The sequence below is a fragment of the Spiroplasma endosymbiont of Lasioglossum malachurum genome (assembly GCF_964020065.1).
Taxonomy (GTDB): domain Bacteria; phylum Bacillota_I; class Bacilli_A; order Mycoplasmatales; family VBWQ01; genus Spiroplasma_E.
Map to the genome: position 1 here is coordinate 766,784 of NZ_OZ026534.1, position 19,739 is coordinate 786,522.

16 protein-coding genes and 1 pseudogene are annotated in these 19,739 nt (G+C 22.6%); 7 read left to right on the forward strand and 10 right to left on the reverse strand.

The window, feature by feature from the left end; all coding sequences use genetic code 4:
- The first annotated feature begins 47 nt into the window (after positions 1–47).
- A complete protein-coding gene (locus AACK95_RS04315) occupies positions 48–998 on the forward strand; it encodes an IS30 family transposase (RefSeq protein ID WP_338979395.1) in 951 nt (316 codons plus the stop codon).
- On the opposite strand, the gene AACK95_RS04320 is transcribed toward AACK95_RS04315, so the two are convergent.
- Genes AACK95_RS04320 through AACK95_RS04335 form a run of 4 tightly spaced genes read right to left on the reverse strand, consistent with a single transcriptional unit; the run spans position 995 to position 6,451 of the window.
- Complete coding sequence (locus AACK95_RS04320) at positions 995–3,436, reverse strand: hypothetical protein (protein ID WP_338979538.1); 2,442 nt, start codon at positions 3,434–3,436, stop codon at positions 995–997. The genes AACK95_RS04315 and AACK95_RS04320 overlap by 4 nt on opposite strands.
- Positions 3,405–4,706, reverse strand: coding sequence for a hypothetical protein (locus AACK95_RS04325; RefSeq protein ID WP_338979539.1), 1,302 nt, complete (start codon positions 4,704–4,706; stop codon positions 3,405–3,407). Before AACK95_RS04325 ends, AACK95_RS04320 begins: the two co-directional genes overlap by 32 nt.
- Before the next feature lie 3 nt (positions 4,707–4,709).
- Complete coding sequence (locus AACK95_RS04330) at positions 4,710–6,020, reverse strand: phage terminase large subunit (protein ID WP_338979540.1); 1,311 nt, start codon at positions 6,018–6,020, stop codon at positions 4,710–4,712.
- 35 nt (positions 6,021–6,055) lie between these two features.
- Entirely contained in the window at positions 6,056–6,451 is a 396-nt protein-coding gene (locus AACK95_RS04335) for a terminase small subunit (RefSeq protein ID WP_338979542.1), read from the reverse strand.
- Between the two features lie 647 nt (positions 6,452–7,098).
- On the opposite strand from AACK95_RS04335, the gene AACK95_RS04340 reads away from it, so the two are divergent.
- Complete coding sequence (locus AACK95_RS04340; protein WP_338979544.1) at positions 7,099–8,286, forward strand: Mbov_0401 family ICE element transposase-like protein; 1,188 nt, start codon at positions 7,099–7,101, stop codon at positions 8,284–8,286.
- A gap of 72 nt (positions 8,287–8,358) precedes the next feature.
- Here the strand turns inward: AACK95_RS04340 and AACK95_RS04345 are convergent.
- From AACK95_RS04345 to mgtA, 6 genes and pseudogenes are all read right to left on the reverse strand, one after another.
- A pseudogene (locus AACK95_RS04345) lies at positions 8,359–9,599 on the reverse strand (IS256 family transposase).
- Positions 9,600–9,873: 274 nt separating this feature from the next.
- On the reverse strand, positions 9,874–11,373 hold the full coding sequence (locus AACK95_RS04350; RefSeq protein ID WP_338979545.1) for an AAA family ATPase: 1,500 nt from the start codon (positions 11,371–11,373) through the stop codon (positions 9,874–9,876).
- A gap of 110 nt (positions 11,374–11,483) precedes the next feature.
- The gene (locus AACK95_RS04355; protein ID WP_338979546.1) at positions 11,484–11,906 is read right to left on the reverse strand and encodes a hypothetical protein; all 423 of its coding nucleotides are present in this window, start codon (positions 11,904–11,906) and stop codon (positions 11,484–11,486) included.
- Positions 11,907–12,123: 217 nt separating this feature from the next.
- Positions 12,124–13,050: a hypothetical protein gene (locus AACK95_RS04360; RefSeq protein ID WP_338979547.1), complete on the reverse strand. Its 927-nt coding sequence runs from the start codon at positions 13,048–13,050 to the stop codon at positions 12,124–12,126.
- On the reverse strand, positions 13,028–13,711 hold the full coding sequence (locus AACK95_RS04365; RefSeq protein ID WP_338979549.1) for a hypothetical protein: 684 nt from the start codon (positions 13,709–13,711) through the stop codon (positions 13,028–13,030). Before AACK95_RS04365 ends, AACK95_RS04360 begins: the two co-directional genes overlap by 23 nt.
- A 145-nt stretch (positions 13,712–13,856) precedes the next feature.
- Positions 13,857–16,580, reverse strand: a complete 2,724-nt coding sequence (gene mgtA, locus AACK95_RS04370) for a magnesium-translocating P-type ATPase (RefSeq protein ID WP_338979551.1) — start codon at positions 16,578–16,580, stop codon at positions 13,857–13,859.
- Between the two features lie 391 nt (positions 16,581–16,971).
- On the opposite strand from mgtA, the gene AACK95_RS04375 reads away from it, so the two are divergent.
- From AACK95_RS04375 to AACK95_RS04395, 5 genes are all read left to right on the forward strand, one after another.
- The gene (locus AACK95_RS04375) at positions 16,972–17,118 is read left to right on the forward strand and encodes a hypothetical protein (RefSeq protein ID WP_338979553.1); all 147 of its coding nucleotides are present in this window, start codon (positions 16,972–16,974) and stop codon (positions 17,116–17,118) included.
- An 86-nt stretch (positions 17,119–17,204) separates the two neighbouring features.
- The gene (locus AACK95_RS04380; protein WP_338979555.1) at positions 17,205–17,399 is read left to right on the forward strand and encodes a helix-turn-helix domain-containing protein; all 195 of its coding nucleotides are present in this window, start codon (positions 17,205–17,207) and stop codon (positions 17,397–17,399) included.
- 87 nt (positions 17,400–17,486) lie between these two features.
- A complete protein-coding gene (locus AACK95_RS04385; RefSeq protein WP_338981014.1) occupies positions 17,487–18,155 on the forward strand; it encodes an IS30 family transposase in 669 nt (222 codons plus the stop codon).
- A 123-nt stretch (positions 18,156–18,278) separates the two neighbouring features.
- Positions 18,279–19,139, forward strand: a complete 861-nt coding sequence (locus AACK95_RS04390; RefSeq protein WP_338979557.1) for a hypothetical protein — start codon at positions 18,279–18,281, stop codon at positions 19,137–19,139.
- A 32-nt stretch (positions 19,140–19,171) separates the two neighbouring features.
- On the forward strand, positions 19,172–19,663 hold the full coding sequence (locus AACK95_RS04395; RefSeq protein WP_338979559.1) for a hypothetical protein: 492 nt from the start codon (positions 19,172–19,174) through the stop codon (positions 19,661–19,663).
- Positions 19,664–19,739: the final 76 nt, after the last annotated feature.

Consider the following 19,739-nt stretch of genomic DNA (forward strand, 5'->3'; position numbering starts at 1 on the left):
ATTTCATAATGTTAAATTTAGTTTAGAAAAAAGTAAGGAGTTTTTATATGAGTTATAAACATCTTGGCATAGATGAAAGGATTTATATTGAGAATCAATTGAAATTTAAATTTAAAATTAGTGAAATAGCTAAAAATCTTAATCGAAGTATTAGTACTATTATTCGAGAAATTAATAGAAATAAAGATAATAATCATTATTTTTCATTAATTGCACAAAATAAAGCTGAAAATCGAAAACAATCACATATTAGTTTTCATAAGTTTAAAAATAAGAATTTAGTAAAATATGTACAACAAAAATTACTATTAGGTTGATCACCTGAACAAATTTATGGCAGAATTAAAAATTTTCATAAAGAGTGAGTTATTAGTTTTAAAACAATTTATACTTGAATTTATTTTGGAATGCTTGATAAAGTTACTAGTAAAAATTTAAGAAGAAAAGGTAAAAAACGAAAATCTAAAGAAAATCGTGGCAAGTTTAATGGTAAATCAATTAAAGAACGAGATATAAATGTTAATGATCGTATAACACTTGGTCATTGAGAAGGAGATACTATAGTATCATCAAGAGGCAAAAGCAAATCATGTTTAATAACTTTAGTTGAAAGAGTATCACGATTTACTTTAGCAATATTAGTTAAAAACAGAACTACTAAAGTTATTAATAAAAATGTCAGTTATTATTTATCAATTCTTCCTAAAAACATTGTTAAAACTATTACTTTTGATCGTGGCAAAGAATTTTCAAATTGACAACAACTTGAAAAAAATTTAGATGTAAAAATTTATTTTGCCAATCCATATTCACCTTGACAAAGAGGTACTAATGAAAATACTAATGGTTTAATTAGAGAAAAATTTCCTAAAAAATTTATTTTTTCAAAAACTAATAAAAATGAAGTTCATAAATTTATATTGTCTTTAAATCAAAGACCGAGAAAAATATTAAATTATCTTTCACCAATCGAATATTTGGATAGAAAAATAATTTAGTTGCACTTACCTTTACAATTTAGCAAATCACTTAAATTAATTTTTATAGGTGAAAATCATGATTTTTTATTACCAGTTGTTGATGTTCCTTTCAATGGAAATGAACCACTCATATTAAAATTAAAATTAAATGTCATACTTTCATAATCTTCTTTAAATTTATCAAAACTATCATAACCATAATCTTTAAATGAAAATAATATTGCTCTACCATAACCACTTAATTCTTCATTTATATAAGGTCTCATTTGATAACTATTATTTTCTGGTGTAGTACTAATAATACTATTTCTAATCCCATATTGACTTTGATTACTTAAATCAATAAATATAGGATGCGCTCTTGGTATTAATGGGGGTGGTTGAATTGCTTGTGGATAATTAAATGGTTGGTCAAATTTAAAAGTATTATTTGCTAAAATAAATGTATTTTGAATTAATCTACTATTATTACTTGCTTTACCTACTGTTTGATAAGTACCACTTCAAATACTAAAATTATCATTAACAGCACCATTTCTATTATCTGGCATTGAATAAAATGTTATTTTAAAATTACTTTTACCTACAACTTTAATATCAATCATATCAATTGCTCATTTTAATATATTAGTATTAGTAAATTTAGATTCATTTAATAATGGAGTTGAACTATCTTCTTTTGCTAATAATGAAATTGTATCTTTACCACCAGCACCATTTTGAACTAAATTTACAGTATCATAAACTCCTTGTGAAGAAATACTTCCATCATTAATATCAAAATTTTGTAAATTAATCATATCAGTTAAATTAAATGTAAATGATGTCATATGACTTGCTGTTCCAGCAACTGCTTGTATAGCATCTGGAGTATCATTTCTAAATACATCTAATGGAATTAATGCTGGATTAGTACTTTGTGAACTATATAATAATGTTGTATAAAAATTATATAATTCAGCAGATATTAAGCCATTTATATAAGGAAATTGAGGTATTAATAAATTACTTAATAATTTAGCACCAATATCTAAACCACCAACAAAAGCATTCATAAATGAGCCAAATATAGGCATTGTATTAAGATTAATTTTAATTGTTTCTCGTACTGTTAACGGTATTTCACTAATAGGATTATAAATAAAATAATGTAATGCATTAATAGTATTTAATTGCTTAAATTTATTATTATTCATATTATAATGAGTATTACCAATAAATTTTTTATTATTTTTATTATAATATTGAAAATATGGATTACCAGCAGTTGCATAATTATAATCTTCTATTTCAGCACCATTTAAAAAATTATTATCTCAATAATTTACTAATCTATTTGATACATCAACTTTATTAGTATTTTTAGTTTTTTCAACATTAGTTCTTAAATGACCTTCATAATGTTTAGTTGCACCATCATCATAATTTGGAGCAATTACTTTTTGTCAATCTGAATAACTATCCATAACACTCTGTCCTTGAACAGTTAATACATAATTAGTTTCTGGTAATGCTTGAAAACTTACTGGGTCATAAGTTGAACATTGATATTGTCATGGAAATAATAATTTACTTGGATATTGTCGATATTTATGTTGTTTAGTATTAATAGGATTATTATCAATATCTCTACCTCATAATGCTATTGAAATAGGTTTTACTGAACCATAAAATGATATTTGACAATGAGTAACTGGTAATGGTGTTAAATAATTACCATCCAAAACAATATTATTATTTTCATCTAATGCTGGTAATGCTACTGGGTCACCGGGCGCACCTAATTGCACATATTGATTAATTGCTAATCCACTATGTGCTAATTTATCATTTAATGAACTAAAAGTACATTGAATATAAGCCAATTCTTTATTTTCTGGATTATAAGTTTTAGTTGCAACTTCAAGAATATATCATTGTCTATCAACTTTAATTGATTTATCAGTATTTATAACTTTATTAATTTCTGGAATCATATAAAGTTTATAAAGATTTGAAACAATATTATTAATAAAATTAAAATTCTTTTTTTCATTTGGAATATTAATAACTACATTTTTAATTGCTTGTTCTTGTATAAAAGCATTATTTGCTGGCGTTGCTGAATAAGTAATACCTAATTGGTCACTTACAATATTTCCATAAAATACATCACCAATTTGTAATTGTTTATATGCTTCATCTGGATTATCTTTATTTTGAATAGGATAATAAGAATGGTCTCAAACTGCTTGTATGGCTTCTCTACCAGTAAAGATTTTACTAAATGAAGTATAATCATTAGGAATACTAGTTGGTGGTTTATATCCCGTTTCTGTTGAATTTATAGCACCTAAAATAATAGTAAAAGGACATACACGAAATTGTAAATCTTTATTTTGTGTAAAATCTTTTTCAATTTCACCTGTACTTTTTCATACAGTTTTAATTAATTGATGATTCTGTTTTGGTGTCATTCCCATTTTTAGTTTCTCCTAAAAAAGTATTATTAAATTCAATTTCTTCTTTTTGATATTTTCTATTTTCATTAATAATTTGTTGTGCTTCTTCTTCACTAACACCATATCTTTTAACAATAATTCTTTTAATATTAGTAATTCCTAATCTTAATTCTGCTTCATCAATTTCAAGTGATTTTAATCTATCTGTAATAGTATTTTCTTTAATTTCAAATGTTCATTTAGATTTATCACCATCTAATCCCATTAATATAAAACATCTTTGAAATATTTCATTTCAATCACTTTGATTTAAAGTTCTTTTAATTCTTGTAGTTTCCATATCACGAGAATTAGTAATTAATACTTCTGCTTCAGTTTTTTGACTTGTAGTATCATTTACTGGACTATATCCACTACCTTCAAATGCTTTATCAATAATAAATTGTATAAATTCAGCATATTTATCTAATATTGGACTACCTTGTAATATTGCAATTGGTGGTGTTCCACTAGTACTTCCTAAACTTCTTAAATTTGCTTGTAAAATAAATTTACCTATTAATTTTTTTAAATCAAAAGCAGTTTTAGATTGATTTATCTCTTGTTCAGTAATATCTAAAAATACACGAGTAACATTAAATTCAAGTTCATGGTCAATTGATTCAAATGTTTTATTTAATAATTCTTGTAATTTTTTAATTGGAGTCATATCTGGATAATAATCACCAATAACTCCACCAAAAAAATTCTTTTTAGGTAAATTTTGCATAAATTTAACTGGAATAATACCTAAATTATGATTTTCTATTAATGGTAATTGTAAATCTTTACTTATCTTTTCTTGTAAACCATCTAAAGTAACATAATCACTTGTAAAATATCTAATTATTTGATTTTGAGTATATGTTGTTTTAACATAAATACTTTGGTCATCATACTGTACTCTTGACCATGTTGATGCATTATATTCAGTTTCTAATACTCTTGCAACTCTTGATTGAGCATATGGCTGAGCAAAATTTAATGATATTCTACCAGTTTTACTTTTATCAATTTGAACAATACTATAACCATAACTAGATTTAATATGACAATCTTGATAAAACAAACTATCAAAATTATTTCATTCTTTTATTTTTTCAATTGCTCTTTTATATTCTTCATGTTCACTTGTTAAAGTATAACCATTACCCCATAATAATTTACTTGCATGATTTGCTATTATTTCTTGAAGATTAATCATACATCACTTAGGAATTAATATTTCAGTATTATGATTATTCATATGTTACTTCCTTTCAAAATAAGGATTTATATTTGCACTTAAATTTCTAATATATGGCTCAATTGCATAATCAAATGCATCACGTAAATGGTCATTACCAGCTAATGGTATTTGTTTAATACTTTTAGGGTCTCATACAGCCAATCTAAATTCATCTAATAATGCTTGTGCATTCATACTAATATTTAAGCATTCTGATGCCATTAAAGCCACGTTTTTACCTATTCTAAACTCAAGTCTTAATTTCACACAATCTTTAAAATATAGCCATGAATTAACTTGATATTTAATTGCTGTATCATTTAACATTTCAATAAATGTATAATTACTAAAATCACAATATACAGTTAAACCATATTCATATAACAAATTATTTTCTTTTGCTAATTTAATATAAAACTCAACTACTAATCTTGCTAATTGTTTATTATCATAACGAATTAATTTATTTTCTATTTTTAAACAATCAATAACATTAACAAATTTAAAATTATAATCAAAACCTATTAATAAACATGCTAAAGCATCATCTTTAAACCCATAATCTAATCCAGCACTAAATCTATAACTTGATTGTAATAATCTACTAATCTTATGAATTAAATGTGAATATATTCCACCAGATTCATAACCTACTAAACCATGACTTCTTACTCTTGCAGATATTGGGTCTAGAAGTTCTATTTCTAATAATTGTTGTTTATCACTATCTTTTAAATGAGTATTTAATTTTCAATTTTGATAATGATAAATAGTATTATCAATAATAGTAAATTGTTCATATTCATTAATAATTTGCTTTTCATTTTGAGGACAAGCATTTATAGTTTTTTTAATAAATTCATTTAAAATACTTCAAGGATTACAACTTTCAATTTCTAATAATTGATTTGCACCACGAATAGCATCTTTTAAATCTTGATAATCATTTTCAGTAATTTCATATCTTTCATCACTTCATATAATTACATAATCATATAAATAATTACTTGCTAATCCAGTTAATTTAACATTACTATTATCTTGTGAATGTAAATATTTACAAGTTATTTTACTACCATTAAATTCAATAGTTTTTTTAGTTTCACTAATAATAAAATTAATACTAGGATATGTTGCTCTAATAATTTGTTTTAATTCTTGTCAACTATCATTTAATTGTTTTGACATATTACGAATTAAATAAGCATGAATATTAATATTATCTAACATTAATAAAATACCAAGAAATTCAATATCACTAAATGTTTTACCAGATTTACGACTACCTAATTGTTTAATTTTAGTAATATTTAAAGGTTTTTTTAAATACATTCTTTTAGCAATATCTAATAAATAACCAAAATTACTTAAGATTTATTTTTTCCTTTATTTTCTAAACTAATTGCTATAGGGGCTGTATTATCACTACTTTTTATATCAATTTTTGTAGATAAATGATATTCTTTCACAAATGCTCTTTCTAAATATCATGCAGTATTATTTGCATTTGCTTTTAAATATCTTTGTGTATTAATATGGCGTATTTGTAAATATGCTCAATTAATTTGTTGTAAAAAAGTATTTCTCTTTTTTTGTTTTCAACTATAAAGAGTATTTTCTGTAATATTTAAATAAACTAACATACCAATTTTAGTAGGTACTTCTTCAGTTTGTTTACAATGATTAAAATATTCTTCTAATTTTTCTCTTAATGCTTTTGCATCATTAAAAATTGTTCTTATTTTTATTTTTTCTTCTTGCACATAAAAATCTCCTTTCATATGCTTTAAAAAACGAAAAATTATGATATAATTAATATAATCTTTAAGTTAAGTTTTCCCACAACAACTTATTAACTTTATTAATTACTTCATATATTTTTTTATTTAATTTTTATAATATAATTATAACAAAAATAGCATTATACTACTATTTTTTTATTTCTTTTTTTAAATTTAAAAATTTTCTTAATTTTATTTCCTAAAATTTTTCAAAATTTAAATTCTGGATGTTGTATTTTATATACAATCATACAACCAATAAAAGTTCCTATAATATTAAGAGAAATAGTTAAGAATAATACTCCAAAAACTTTATTTTTTTTACATAGATTTCAACCATATAAACCTATAAATCCTAAAATACTAATTATAAATATTCCTAATAATATTCATCATGCAATATATTCCACTTTTATTTTCCTTTTCTATTTATATTTTTCTTTATTGTACATTATTTTATTAAAAAAGAAAAGATAACTAATAAAAGTTATCTTTTAAACGTAAATAGAATTTGCAGTTTATTTTATCGTTCTTTAATATTATACTCTAAAACCAAACATTTTTCAACAATATTTTAATAAATTTGATACAATTTTTGAGTTAAAAAATAAATAGAAAGGTGTTAAAAAATGTTTAGTTTTAAAAGATTTCTAAAATCTGAAATCACTAATATATTAGCAAAATATTTTCAAAAAATCCATGATTTTGATGAATATTTTTTTCTAAATAGAGATAAAAATCAATATAAAGTTGCTTGAACATGTAATAGAACAGTAAATACTCCAATTGGAATAGATACTTTTAGACAAAGAGTTTATTGAGATACAATTAATAAAAGACATTATTATCCAATTTATGAAGAATTTGGTATTAAAAAAAGAGCAAGAATTACTAATGATTTATATTTTGATATATTAGATAATTTAATTGAAAATTTAATAAGTAAAAAAGGTTATTTTAATATTCAATCAGAATTTAAATATACTTCTTTTTCTAAAAATCTTATTTCAAGAATTTTTAAAAATGCAAAAATTGAAAAATGAATACCAGAAGAAAAATTTAAAGTATTAGATAATGAAAAATTAAATATATGTGCAGATGATGCTTATATAACTTGTTGAGATGAAAATGGTTTAAAACAACAATATTGTTGTAGACTTTTAACTTATAATTTAGGAAGAAAAGAAATTTATTCATATAGAAATAAATTAGACAAGAAAATAACTTCATTTATGTTATTTAAAACTAATAATGCATCAAAACAAGAAGAATTACATAATTTTACAATGCAAACTATTAATAATCATTATGATATTAAATTAAATATATTTGCTATTAATTGAGAATATAATAATTATAATTTAGTAGTTTCTGGTGATGGTGCATTATGAATTAGAGCAATGGCTAGTTGATTAGGTTGTTATTATATTTTAGATAAATATCATGCTTTTAGTTATTTATGAAAATCTTTTGTTAATGTTCGTGGTAAACATCAAAAGAAAGCACTTGATTGAACAAAGTATTTAGATGTAACAACTACTTTTTCAAATGGGAATTATAATGGATTAATTACTATTTTAGAAAATAATCATAATAAAGTTACTAAAAAAACTTATAATTATTTTAAAAATAATGAACAAGGAATTATTAATCAAAATGCTGATTGAAATATTGGATGTTCTGCAAAAAGTGATGTATATCATTTTTTAAAATCTTTAACTAATGGAGCAAAAATATATAATTATCAAACATTAAATAATATGTTAATAGCAAAAGCAAATTATTTAAATTATAGAAGTTATCTTAATAGTACTTAAATTAATACAATTTAATATTTTTAAAAACTAAGAGGCTTTTTAGTAATCTGTGTTTCTTTATTTTGCAAAGTACTAGTTCAGATTAATTCTGTCTTCAAATTTTATCATAAAATGAGCAATTGCTGTATTTCAATTTTGAATGGGCATTGTTCATTTTTTTGTTATATTTTCAATTGCTAAATAAAATATTTTAAAAACTGCCATATCATTTGGAAAAACTTTTTTATTTCTGATGACTTTTCGTAATTGACTATTAACAGATTCAATAGAATTTGTAGTATAAATCACTCTTTTGATTTCTGGAGGATAACTAATAAAAATCATTAAATTATCTCAATTTTTATATCAAGATTTAGCAATTTGAGGATAGTGTTTATTTCATTTACTTTCAAATGATTCTAAAGCTTGCATTGCTTGTTCTTCACTACATGCATTATAAATTGGTTTTAAATCTGTAACTAGTGATTTTCGATGTTTGTATGAAACATATTTTAAACTATTTCTGATTTGATGAACTATACATAATTGATGTTTAGTTTTAGGATAAACTGATTGTATTGCTTCTGACATGCCTGTTAAGTTGTCACTACAAGCAATAAGAATATCATTTAAGCCACGATTTTTCATTTCTGTGAAATTTTTGCTAATCAAAATTTAGCGCCTTCATTTTCACTAATTCATAAACCTAAAACATCTTTTTTACCTTCTAAATCAACACCTAAAGCTATATAAACTGATTTGTTAATAATGCGTTTATCTTGTCGTACTTTAACTACTATACAATCAAAATAAACAATGGGATAAATGCCTTCTAATGGTCTATTTTGTCATGCTTTGACATCATCAATCACATCATCAGTAATTTGACTAATAACACTTTCACTAATATCAGCACCATGATATAACTCTTGTAACTGCATTCTAATATCTGATAATGTCATACCTTTTGCATATAAGGAAAGAACTTGTTGATCAAAACCATCAAATCTTCTCTGTCTTTTTGGCACTATTACAGGAGTAAAATTACTATTACGATCTCGTGGTACATCAATCTCAATTTTACCTTGTTGAGTTATTAATTTTTTTGAACTTATACCATTACGAGCATTGTCACTATTACTATGTTGATTTTTTTCATATCCTAAATAATTTTGCATCTCAGAATTCAACATTTTTTCAACTAAACGTTTTGTTAATTCTTTATATAAACCCCCTTCTTTAAAAACTGTTGTTAAATCTTCAGTATTTTCTAATAATAAATCTACTGCTTTTGATATTGGATCATTATTATTAAAGTTATCTTTTTTAGCCATCTGTAACTCACTCTTTCTAGTCATTTAATTATATTTACTAGAATTAATTAAACATAGTTATTTTTGTAAGTTACACAGATTACTAAACATTACCAAAACTAATTTTAAGATTAGAATTTTTGTGTTATTTAAATGTAATTTTGTAATTATATTTTTTAACATTTTTAAAATTTATGGTATAATTTAATAAACAAATCATAGAATTTGCAGTTATATTGTTAATGTTACTAATAATTCTAAGGGTTAATCTCATACGTCCTTTGACAACCGCCCATTATTTTTTAATGTCTCATTTAAATTCATATTCGTCTAACTCCCTATATGGATAACTTAAAGCTTCATTAATGTGATCTAAACTATTCTCTTCAATTATACAAGAATCAAAATTTTTATCTTTGTTAATAAAATTATATTTAAAATTTAAGTTTTTAAAGTCACGACTTGCTAGTGAAGTTATTGTTTCAAGAATATATGGACTATGTGTTGAAATAATTAATTTAAAATTAATTATTTTAGCAATATTTAATAATAGTTTAGTAAATAAATATTGTCATTCTGGATGAATATAGGCTTCAGGTTCATTAATAATTACTAAGTTACCTTCTTTAAAAAAGTCACTTTTAACCATTTCTTTAAATGATTCAATAATTTTTAATCCACGTGAGGAGTTAGCAAGTTTAATAGTAATACCATTCTTAGTTAAACTACCATTTTCAAAGTTAATTTTATTTTCATTACCAAAATAGTTTTCAAGTTCTTGATTAATTTTTTGTTTAATTAATACTAATTTCAAATTACTATACTGTTCAATATTTTTTTGAATATTAATTTTATTTTTAAAATCATCTAAGTAGTGACACTTTTTAAATTTGAAAATGTTATTTAATGATAATTTTAATTTTTCACTCTCTAACATATATGATGATTGTTTTTTACTAAGACTTTCTTCAATCATTAAATTTAAAATTTGGTCAGTATCACTAATATAAGTAGCATCAATTATTGGGTTTTCAATAATATTTTCTAAGTAATTAAACTCATGTTTTAAAGAAAATTTATTATTTTCATTAATATTAATTGTTAAACTTTTGTTATTGTCTAAACTAAGTTTTAAATAACTATCTTTATTATTATATTTTTTATTTCTTAAGTTTTCACCATGAAAGTTTTCACGAAGAATATTAGCCATTAAATATGAAATGATATCAGTATCTTTATTATTAAATAATTCTAAGGTTTGTAAAATATCATTATTAATAATATTAATTGTATATTTAATAATTTTAATTTTGTAACTATCTTTATTAGTATCTAATTCAATTCTTTGTAATGTTTTGGTAATTAAATCATCATTTATTTTTAGCAATTGATGATAGTCTGTTAATAAATTAATTCAAAAATTATTAAATTTTTCAATTTTATAATTAAAATTTGTTATTCATTTTTGTATAAATGTTTTATTATTTAAATTAATATTATTATAAATAGATTCAATTTCTTTAAATAAAGCACTTTCTTTTTCACTACTATTAAAATTTGTTTCAAGAAAATTACTACCAGTATTTTCAATTTGTGTAAAATTATCTTCAGCAAAGTTAAAAAAATTCTTAATTATTTCTGACTTAATATCACTAGTAGCAATTTTTACCATTGCAAAAACTAACCTACTTAAGTAACTTTTACCAGTGTCATTAACACCAGCAATAATAGTAATATCGCCAATATTTAAAGAAGTATCATTAAAAGGACCAATATTTTTTATTTTTAATTTCATTTATATCACCTATATATCATTTTAAACTATATAAATATAATAACATTTAACATTATTGAAATGTAGAAAAATAATAATAGTAAAAAATAATAAATATAAATTATTAAATTTTAATGAATATAGTAATTGTTAATTATTTCACAATTTTCGATTGCATCTCAAAAATTGTTATTTCTTTTATTTTTTATTTTTAAACAAATATTAGTAAAAATTAATAAAGTAATTACATAAAATAAAGTTGGTACTAAAATTATACAGAAAATAACTCCAATTTGTAATTCTACTCAATTATAATAATTTCCAATATTTTGACTTATATAACATACGTATTTTGGTGAATATTCTAAAATATGATATATGCTGGTTGTAGCTAATATTTGAAATCCATTTCTTTCTATATTTTCAAACTTTAACGTTGTTTGATTACGCATATGAGAATGATAATCACAAAAATCTATGAGAATTAAACCAGAAATTATAAGTAAAATAGTTAAAATAAATAATAATATTGTTATTATTTGTATTTTTTTCATTTCTTTTTACTCCCTTAAATCTAATATAATAAAGAAAATTAATATATATTTTGAAAAATAAAAATATTTTTATTTATACAACGTAACAATATTAACAAATTTAATTAACTTTACAATAATTTTTATCTATTTTTATAAATAATACGGAAACTATTTACTATTATTTTGCAGTTATTTTTATTAAAATATTAATTTTTAAGAAAAGTTTTAGCAGTAGTTATGCAATTGATAACTTTCTTCTTTTTTTGCTATCATTTTTTTCTGTATTTTCTAATTTACGCTTTTCTTTGTTAACTTCTTCTTTTGTTAATAATTCTTTTACTTTATTAAAATCTGTTTTCTTTTCTTCTGATCAATTTGTATCATCTTCATCTAATATTGCATCTAGGTATATCTTAAAAATTGCTTTTTCATTATCAGATAAATTTTGATCAGTTTGATATTTTTTGAAATTATGGATAGCAGTTACTCGTTGTTCTAAAACATCTTTTTGTAATTCATTAAAATTAGGACAATTTGGAAGTTTTTTAATAGATGTTATAATTTTTGAATCAACATATGATAAATCATCTAACATACTATCTACTTCTTCTTTTATCTCATTATCAAAAAGATAATTTTTATTTTTAAAAGGATTACTATCTATTTTGTTAATATCAGTTAATACACTATTAACCAAATAATTAGTAACTTCTTTTAAGTTATATTTAATAGCTAAAGTTCATCAAGTTAATCCTTCTCTAGTTATGTAATTATTATAATTACATTCATTTGTTATTAAGAAATCAATAATCATCATTTCAATTTGATTTTGATTTCTTGGTAATTGATGTAATCAATCAATTATCATATCTTCAAATTTAAAAGGTTTTTCATTATTTTTATTTTTAATATCAAAATTAATTTCTAAATCACCATTTTCATTTTTTAATAGTAGTGTTCTTATAATTTTTTTATTATTACTTTTAATTGCTCTATGTAATATAGTGTTATTAAACTCATCAATAGGTGTATTAATATCAAAATATTTGCAATTTTCTATTATTTCTAACATATCAAAATTGTTGTTTAGGATTGCTATTTCGTAAGGTATATTACCATTATCATCTATTTGATAAAAATTAGTTTTTTTTAGTGATGGCAAAATTAATTCTAAAATCAGTTTTATTACCCTCTTTAGCAATAATATGTAAAAGATTTTGATTTTTATTATTAATACTATTAATATTAAAATGAGAATTATTTTGAAAATCATTAACTAATTCACGAATTTCTTCATTTGTCGGATATGCATCAGCTTTATTAATCTCTTGTATTAATAATTTGCAAAATGGGGTTTCATTTTGCAAATTTACTAAATTGGGATTAACTTGTGAATTATTAATTAGTTGTTTTGCTATATTTTTAAACTCTCCTCCAAGTTTTCAGTCTACAATATATTGTTTCATAATTGCTAAATGTAAGGGTGAATTTCCTTCAATATCTTGTTGATTTAAAAAATTTTTATCATTTTTTTTAAAATTTATTAATCAATTAATAAGTTTTATTTTATTAGTTGTAAATTCTATTAATTCACTTGAAGTTTCTCAACCTTCTTCATGTGGATCATAGTTATATTCATCTTCTATTTCTGCTCCTTCATCTAAATCTAATAAAAAACTATTATGAAGGGTATTTCTATTGTTATTATCTAAACTAATAACTTCCTCATCACTAATGTTTGGATTATTCATAAAATCTTCAATAATAGAAAATTGAATTCTTTTCTTTTGAAATTGATCAATAAGGTAATTTAATGTTAGCATACTTTTATCTGTTCCTATCTATAATATGAAATTCCTGTTACTTTTAATAAAGTAACAGGAATACAAAAACTTTCTTTAGTTTTACATTTATTTGTATCATAATTTTAAAAAAATCCATACATTTTTCTTAAAATTAAAATTTAGTTTATAATCAGCGTTTATTAACCTTTATATATATCATTTTTAATAATTGACTAGCAATGAAATAAACAATGACAACACCAGCTAAATAAGCATAAAAAATTAAAGGAATTGGTGTTAAACCAATAGTAGCTCCTAATTGTGTATATGGAATACTAATGCCAATAATAGTAATTATAATTGTTGTTAAAAATAACTGATGAGATGGCATACTTTGAATAAAAGGTACCTTAGAAGTTCGTAATAATTGTACAATTAATGTTTGTGAAGTAACTCCTAAAATAAATCATCCAGTATGAAATAATGATTGTTGATATATGCCAGCATCACTATTAGGATCTACATTAGCAAAATTGGCAAAGATATGTAAACCATATCCTAAAAATAAAAAGGTGGTTATATCAAATATTGAACTTAGCGGTCCATTCCAGAATGCAAAAGGTAAAATACTTTTTGCATTTCATTTTTGTGGTTTTTTAATAAAGTCTTCATCAACCCTATCTCAAGGAATTGCTAATTGAGAAATATCATATAATAAATTTTGTAGTAAAATTTGAATTGCCATCATTGGTAAAAAAGGTAATCAAATTGAAGCAATTAAAATACTTAATGAATTACCAAAATTAGAAGAAATAGTAATTTTAATATATTTTAAAATATTACCAAAAGTATTTCTGCCACTAATCACTCCTTGTTCTAAAACATCTAAATCTTTTTCTAATAAAATAATATCAGATGCTTCTTTGGCAATATCAGTAGCACTATTAACAGATATTCCAACATCAGCGTGATGCAAAGCAACAGCATCATTAATACCATCACCTAAAAAGCCAACAGTGTGACCATTTAACTTTAAAATATCAATAATTCTTGATTTTTGTAATGGATCCATTTTCGCAAAAATAGTAGTTTTATTTACTAATGCTTGTAAATGTTGATCATCCATATCTTCAATGTCACTACCTAATAAAGGAATTCCTGGCTCTAATCCCACCTTTTTACAAATTGCTTTAGTAACAATTTCATTATCACCAGTCAAAATTTTAACATCAATTCCGTGTTGATTAAGAGTTGTTATTGCTTTAATAGCACTAGGTTTAGGTACATCTAAAAAACCTATATATCCTAATAAAACTAAATTAGATTCATCTTCTATTTTAAAAACTGTTTTGTCACTAGCAAAATCTTGATAGCCAATTGCAATTACTCGTAAACCATCATTATTTAATTCCGTACTTAATTTTAAAACATTTTCTTTAATTTTATCAGTTAAGGTAATTACTTTCCCTCCAATTTCAACTTTAGTACAAATTTTTAATATTTCTTCTACTGCTCCTTTGCAAATTAAAGTATTATTAATTTTATCTTTTGAAACTACTATTGACATTCGTCTTCTTATAAAATCAAAAGGTATTTCATCAATTTTACGATAGGGCATTTCAACTATTTTATTATGATGAGCTTTAATGTGTTGGACAATTGTTTTATCAATATTATTTTTTAATCCAGTTTGTAAAGAACTATTTAAATATGCCATTTCTAAAACTTTGTTTGATTCAACACCTTCTGGATCTAAGTGTTTAACTAACTCAATTCTATCCTCAGTTAAAGTACCGGTTTTATCAGTGCATAAAACATCCATTGCACCAAAACTTTGAACACTAGTTAAATTTTTAACAATTACTTTTTTATGTGATAATCTAATTGCACCTTTTGCTAAGTTAGCACTAACAATCATTGGCAGCATTTCGGGGGTAATACCAACAGCAACTGATATTGAAAATATTAACGCTGTTAAAATATTATTTTTAGTAATTACATTAATAATAAATATTAATGGTACCATTACACACATAAAACCAATAAGAATGTAGGTAACTTTTTTAATACCTTTACTAAAACTAGTAACAGGACGTTTACTAGTTACTGCACTAGCAATTGATCCAAAATAAGTATTAACACCTGATGCAATAACAATAGCAATAGCACCGCCCGAAACAATACTAGTACCCATAAAACATATGTTTTCTAATTCTAGGATACTACTTTTTTTATTATCATCTTTAGTATTAATAGCATGTTTTTCAACAGGAAATGTTTCACCAGTTAGTGCTGATTGATTAATAAATAGATCGGTTGAAACTAAAATTCGAACATCAGCAGGAATCATATCACCAGAAGATAGGAAAATAATATCACCTGGTACTAAATTTTCAATTAATACTTCTTTTGTAAAATTGGCAACACTATTTAAAGCATTAAAATCAATTTTTTTATTTTTATTACTAAATCGAAAAACACTGGCTGTTGTTTCAATTAATTGTCGTAATTTTTCTGAAGATTTATAGGAACGATAATCTTGAAAGTAAGATATAAAAACACTCAAAATAATCATTACTAAAACAATAATAGCACTGTACAAATCAACATTTTTATCAGTATTAGTATCAATAATACTGTAACTAATAAAATTATAGATAACTATTATCATTAAAACAATAATAAAAGGATTAAAAATATTGTGCATTAATTTTTTGTATCAAACAAATCGTTTATGAGAAAAAACATTTTTACCATATTTTTTAAGTCTGTCTTCTACTTCTTCCTTTTTTAATCCATACATACTACCATCTAATTGTTGGATAACTTCTTCTTTCGATAGCTGCGAAAATTGTTTAAACATGGTTGTTGTTTTTTGTTCTATATGCTTCTTTTTAAAAAATTGCATTATCAACCAACCTTTCTTCAAACGTATAATTTAATTGTATACTAAAATCAAAAGAACTTTATTTTAGTGAATAAAGTTCTTAAAACTACCAAATATTTAAGAATAATATTCTTCTATTTTCAATAAATAATTTGTATTATTTTTAAATACAAATTATTTATATCAAAAATAGGAGTAAACATCAATGATTTAAAAGGAGTTGAAATATAATTATAAATCTTCTAATCAATTTTCTATATTTATTAATCAAATATGATAGTATTTAGTTAAACTTGATTAAGTATCGTTTTTCTTTTATTATTTATTTTTATAATTTTTTATGTTAAGATTTGTTTATTATTAAAATGTATAAAATTGGTTTTTTAAAACCTAGAACGCGGAAGTTTTATATATGGATATTCAACAAGATTTTTATGTTAAAAAAATTTTTTATGCTTGTTATCTTAAAAATGTTGTTTTACCTATTTCTTTTTTAAATAATATTGGAAATAAAAAAGGTAAATGTTATGTTGGAAATAAAGCTGAATTATACTTGTAAGTGCAAGTAAATAAAATTGCAAAAAATTCTCATATAAAAATTTCATAATGCTAAATTTAGTTTAGAAAAAAGTAAGGAGTTTTTATATGAGTTATAAACATCTTGGTATAGATGAAAGGATTTATATTGAGAATCAATTGAAATTTAAATTTAAAATTAGTGAAATAGCTAAAAATCTTAATCGAAGTATTAGTACTATTATTCGAGAAATTAATAGAAATAAAGATAATAATCATTATTTTTCATTAATTGCACAAAATAAAGCTGAAAATCGAAAATAATCACATATTAGTTTTCATAAGTTTAAAAATAAGAATTTAGTAAAATATGTACAACAAAAATTACTATTAGGTTGATCACCTGAACAAATTTATGGCAGAATTAAAAATTTTCATAAAGAGTGAGTTATTAGTTTTAAAACAATTTATACTTGAATTTATTTTGGAATGCTTGATAAAGTTACTAGTAAAAATTTAAGAAGAAAAGGTAAAAAACGAAAATCTAAAGAAAATCGTGGCAAGTTTAATGGTAAATCAATTAAAGAACGAGATATAAATGTTAATGATCATATAACACTTGGTCATTGAGAAGGAGATACTATAGTATCATCAAGAGGCAAAAGCAAATCATGTTTAATAACTTTAGTTGAAAGAGTATCACGATTTACTTTAGCAATATTAGTTAAAAACAGAACTACTAAAGTTATTAATAAAAATGTCAGTTATTATTTATCAATTCTTCCTAAAAACATTGTTAAAACTATTACTTTTGATCGTGGCAAAGAATTTTCAAATTGACAACAACTTGAAAAAAATTTAGATGTAAAAATTTATTTTGCCAATCCATATTCACCTTGACAAAGAGGTACTAATGAAAATACTAATGGTTTAATTAGAGAAAAATTTCCTAAAAAATTTATTTTTTCAAAAACTAATAAAAATGAAGTTCATAAATTTATATTGTCTTTAAATCAAAAACCGAGAAAAATATTAAATTATCTTTCACCAATCGAATATTTGGATAGAAAAATAATTTAGTTGCACTTACCTTTACAATTTAGCTATCAAAAAAAATAAAAAAGAAGTAAAATTTAACAAATAAAAGTTGCTTTGTTTTGAAAGTAAATATAAAAATATTTACTTTCAAAGGAGAACAAAATTATGAAATATTTTAGTCCAAGTTATTGATTTAAATTGTGAGTATTAACTGCTCCACTTTTAAATAATAAAATACAAGGTATTAATGGTAAGTCAATTGATAATTCAAATATTAAAAATTGAGTTAGAAAAAATACGACTAGTTTAGATTTAGTAAATCAACAATTAAATTTTGCAAGTAATAATCAAACAGATTTTATTATTAACAACCCAACAACAAATAGCAAAATAAATATGAATAAACATCGTCATGAAAAACACAGAAATCGATTAAAAAGAACATTAAATGGTAAAAACGAAATAAGGGGTAGTTGAGGTAAAGTAACTTGTTCATTTACACCAAAAACTTTTGAAGAAATAATAGCTGATTATCATTATTGAAAAGATAATCCTGCATGAGAACTTGGCGAAAAATTTAAAGAGGATATGATGCAATGATATAATTCTAATGATATTTCAATTACTGCAATTTTTCCATGAACATGAAAAGAAATACAACAAGTAGGTAAAACAATTTGAGATAATTTTTCAAAAATTGAAAAAGTATATACAGATAGTTCTAAAAAAGAACGTATAGAAATTGTACTTTATGAAAAACCATTTAATTGATTTGATTTTGAATCAGTAAGAATAATAACAGAAGATGAGAAATATTATCCAAATAATCGTCTTGATAATTTAGAAAATGATTTTCCAGATTGAAATAAAGATATAAAAATTAATTTAGGAAAAATTAATCATAACGTTGATAACGAAATTAAAAGTGCCATAAAGAAAAAATATCATAATTTTAAATTATCAGAAGTTTATTTATTGGATAAATCTAATTACTCACACTTTATTGGCTATTTTGAAAAAAAATAATTGTTGGTACTTTTAGTCCCTATTCTTATGGTTTGACAAAACCAACTTTTACCTATGTAACACAAGATAAATTTAATGAAATTTCAAATATTATAGCAAATGATTCAAAAGTTAAACAATGATTTGCACATATAAATGAATGAAATTCTACTTTACCACAAGCATTCAATAATTCTAAAACATTTAATCCTCAAGCATTATATAATTGAAAAAGACAAGAAAAAGAAATAATAAAAGGTTATATAAGAGATTGAAGTTATATTTCAACTTTAATTGAACATGAATTAAAGTTAGATGAATTAAACAAAAATATTCAAGGAATCAAAGCAGATTTTGAAACTTTAAAAAAACAAGTTAATGAACTTGACAACAGACTTCTAAATCTAGAAAATAAATCAAATTTAAATTGTGAAAACACATTAACTATTGTTAATGGTGCTTTAAATACTATTCCCATAATTGGTAATGTTGTTGGTGGTATTACAACAATGGCTTCTGGTGCTTGTGCTATTGGTGGTGTATAATTTTATTTTTTTATATCTTTAAAATCAATTTTAAGGCATCAAATTTGCTGCTCGACAAACGATTTAAAATTTTATA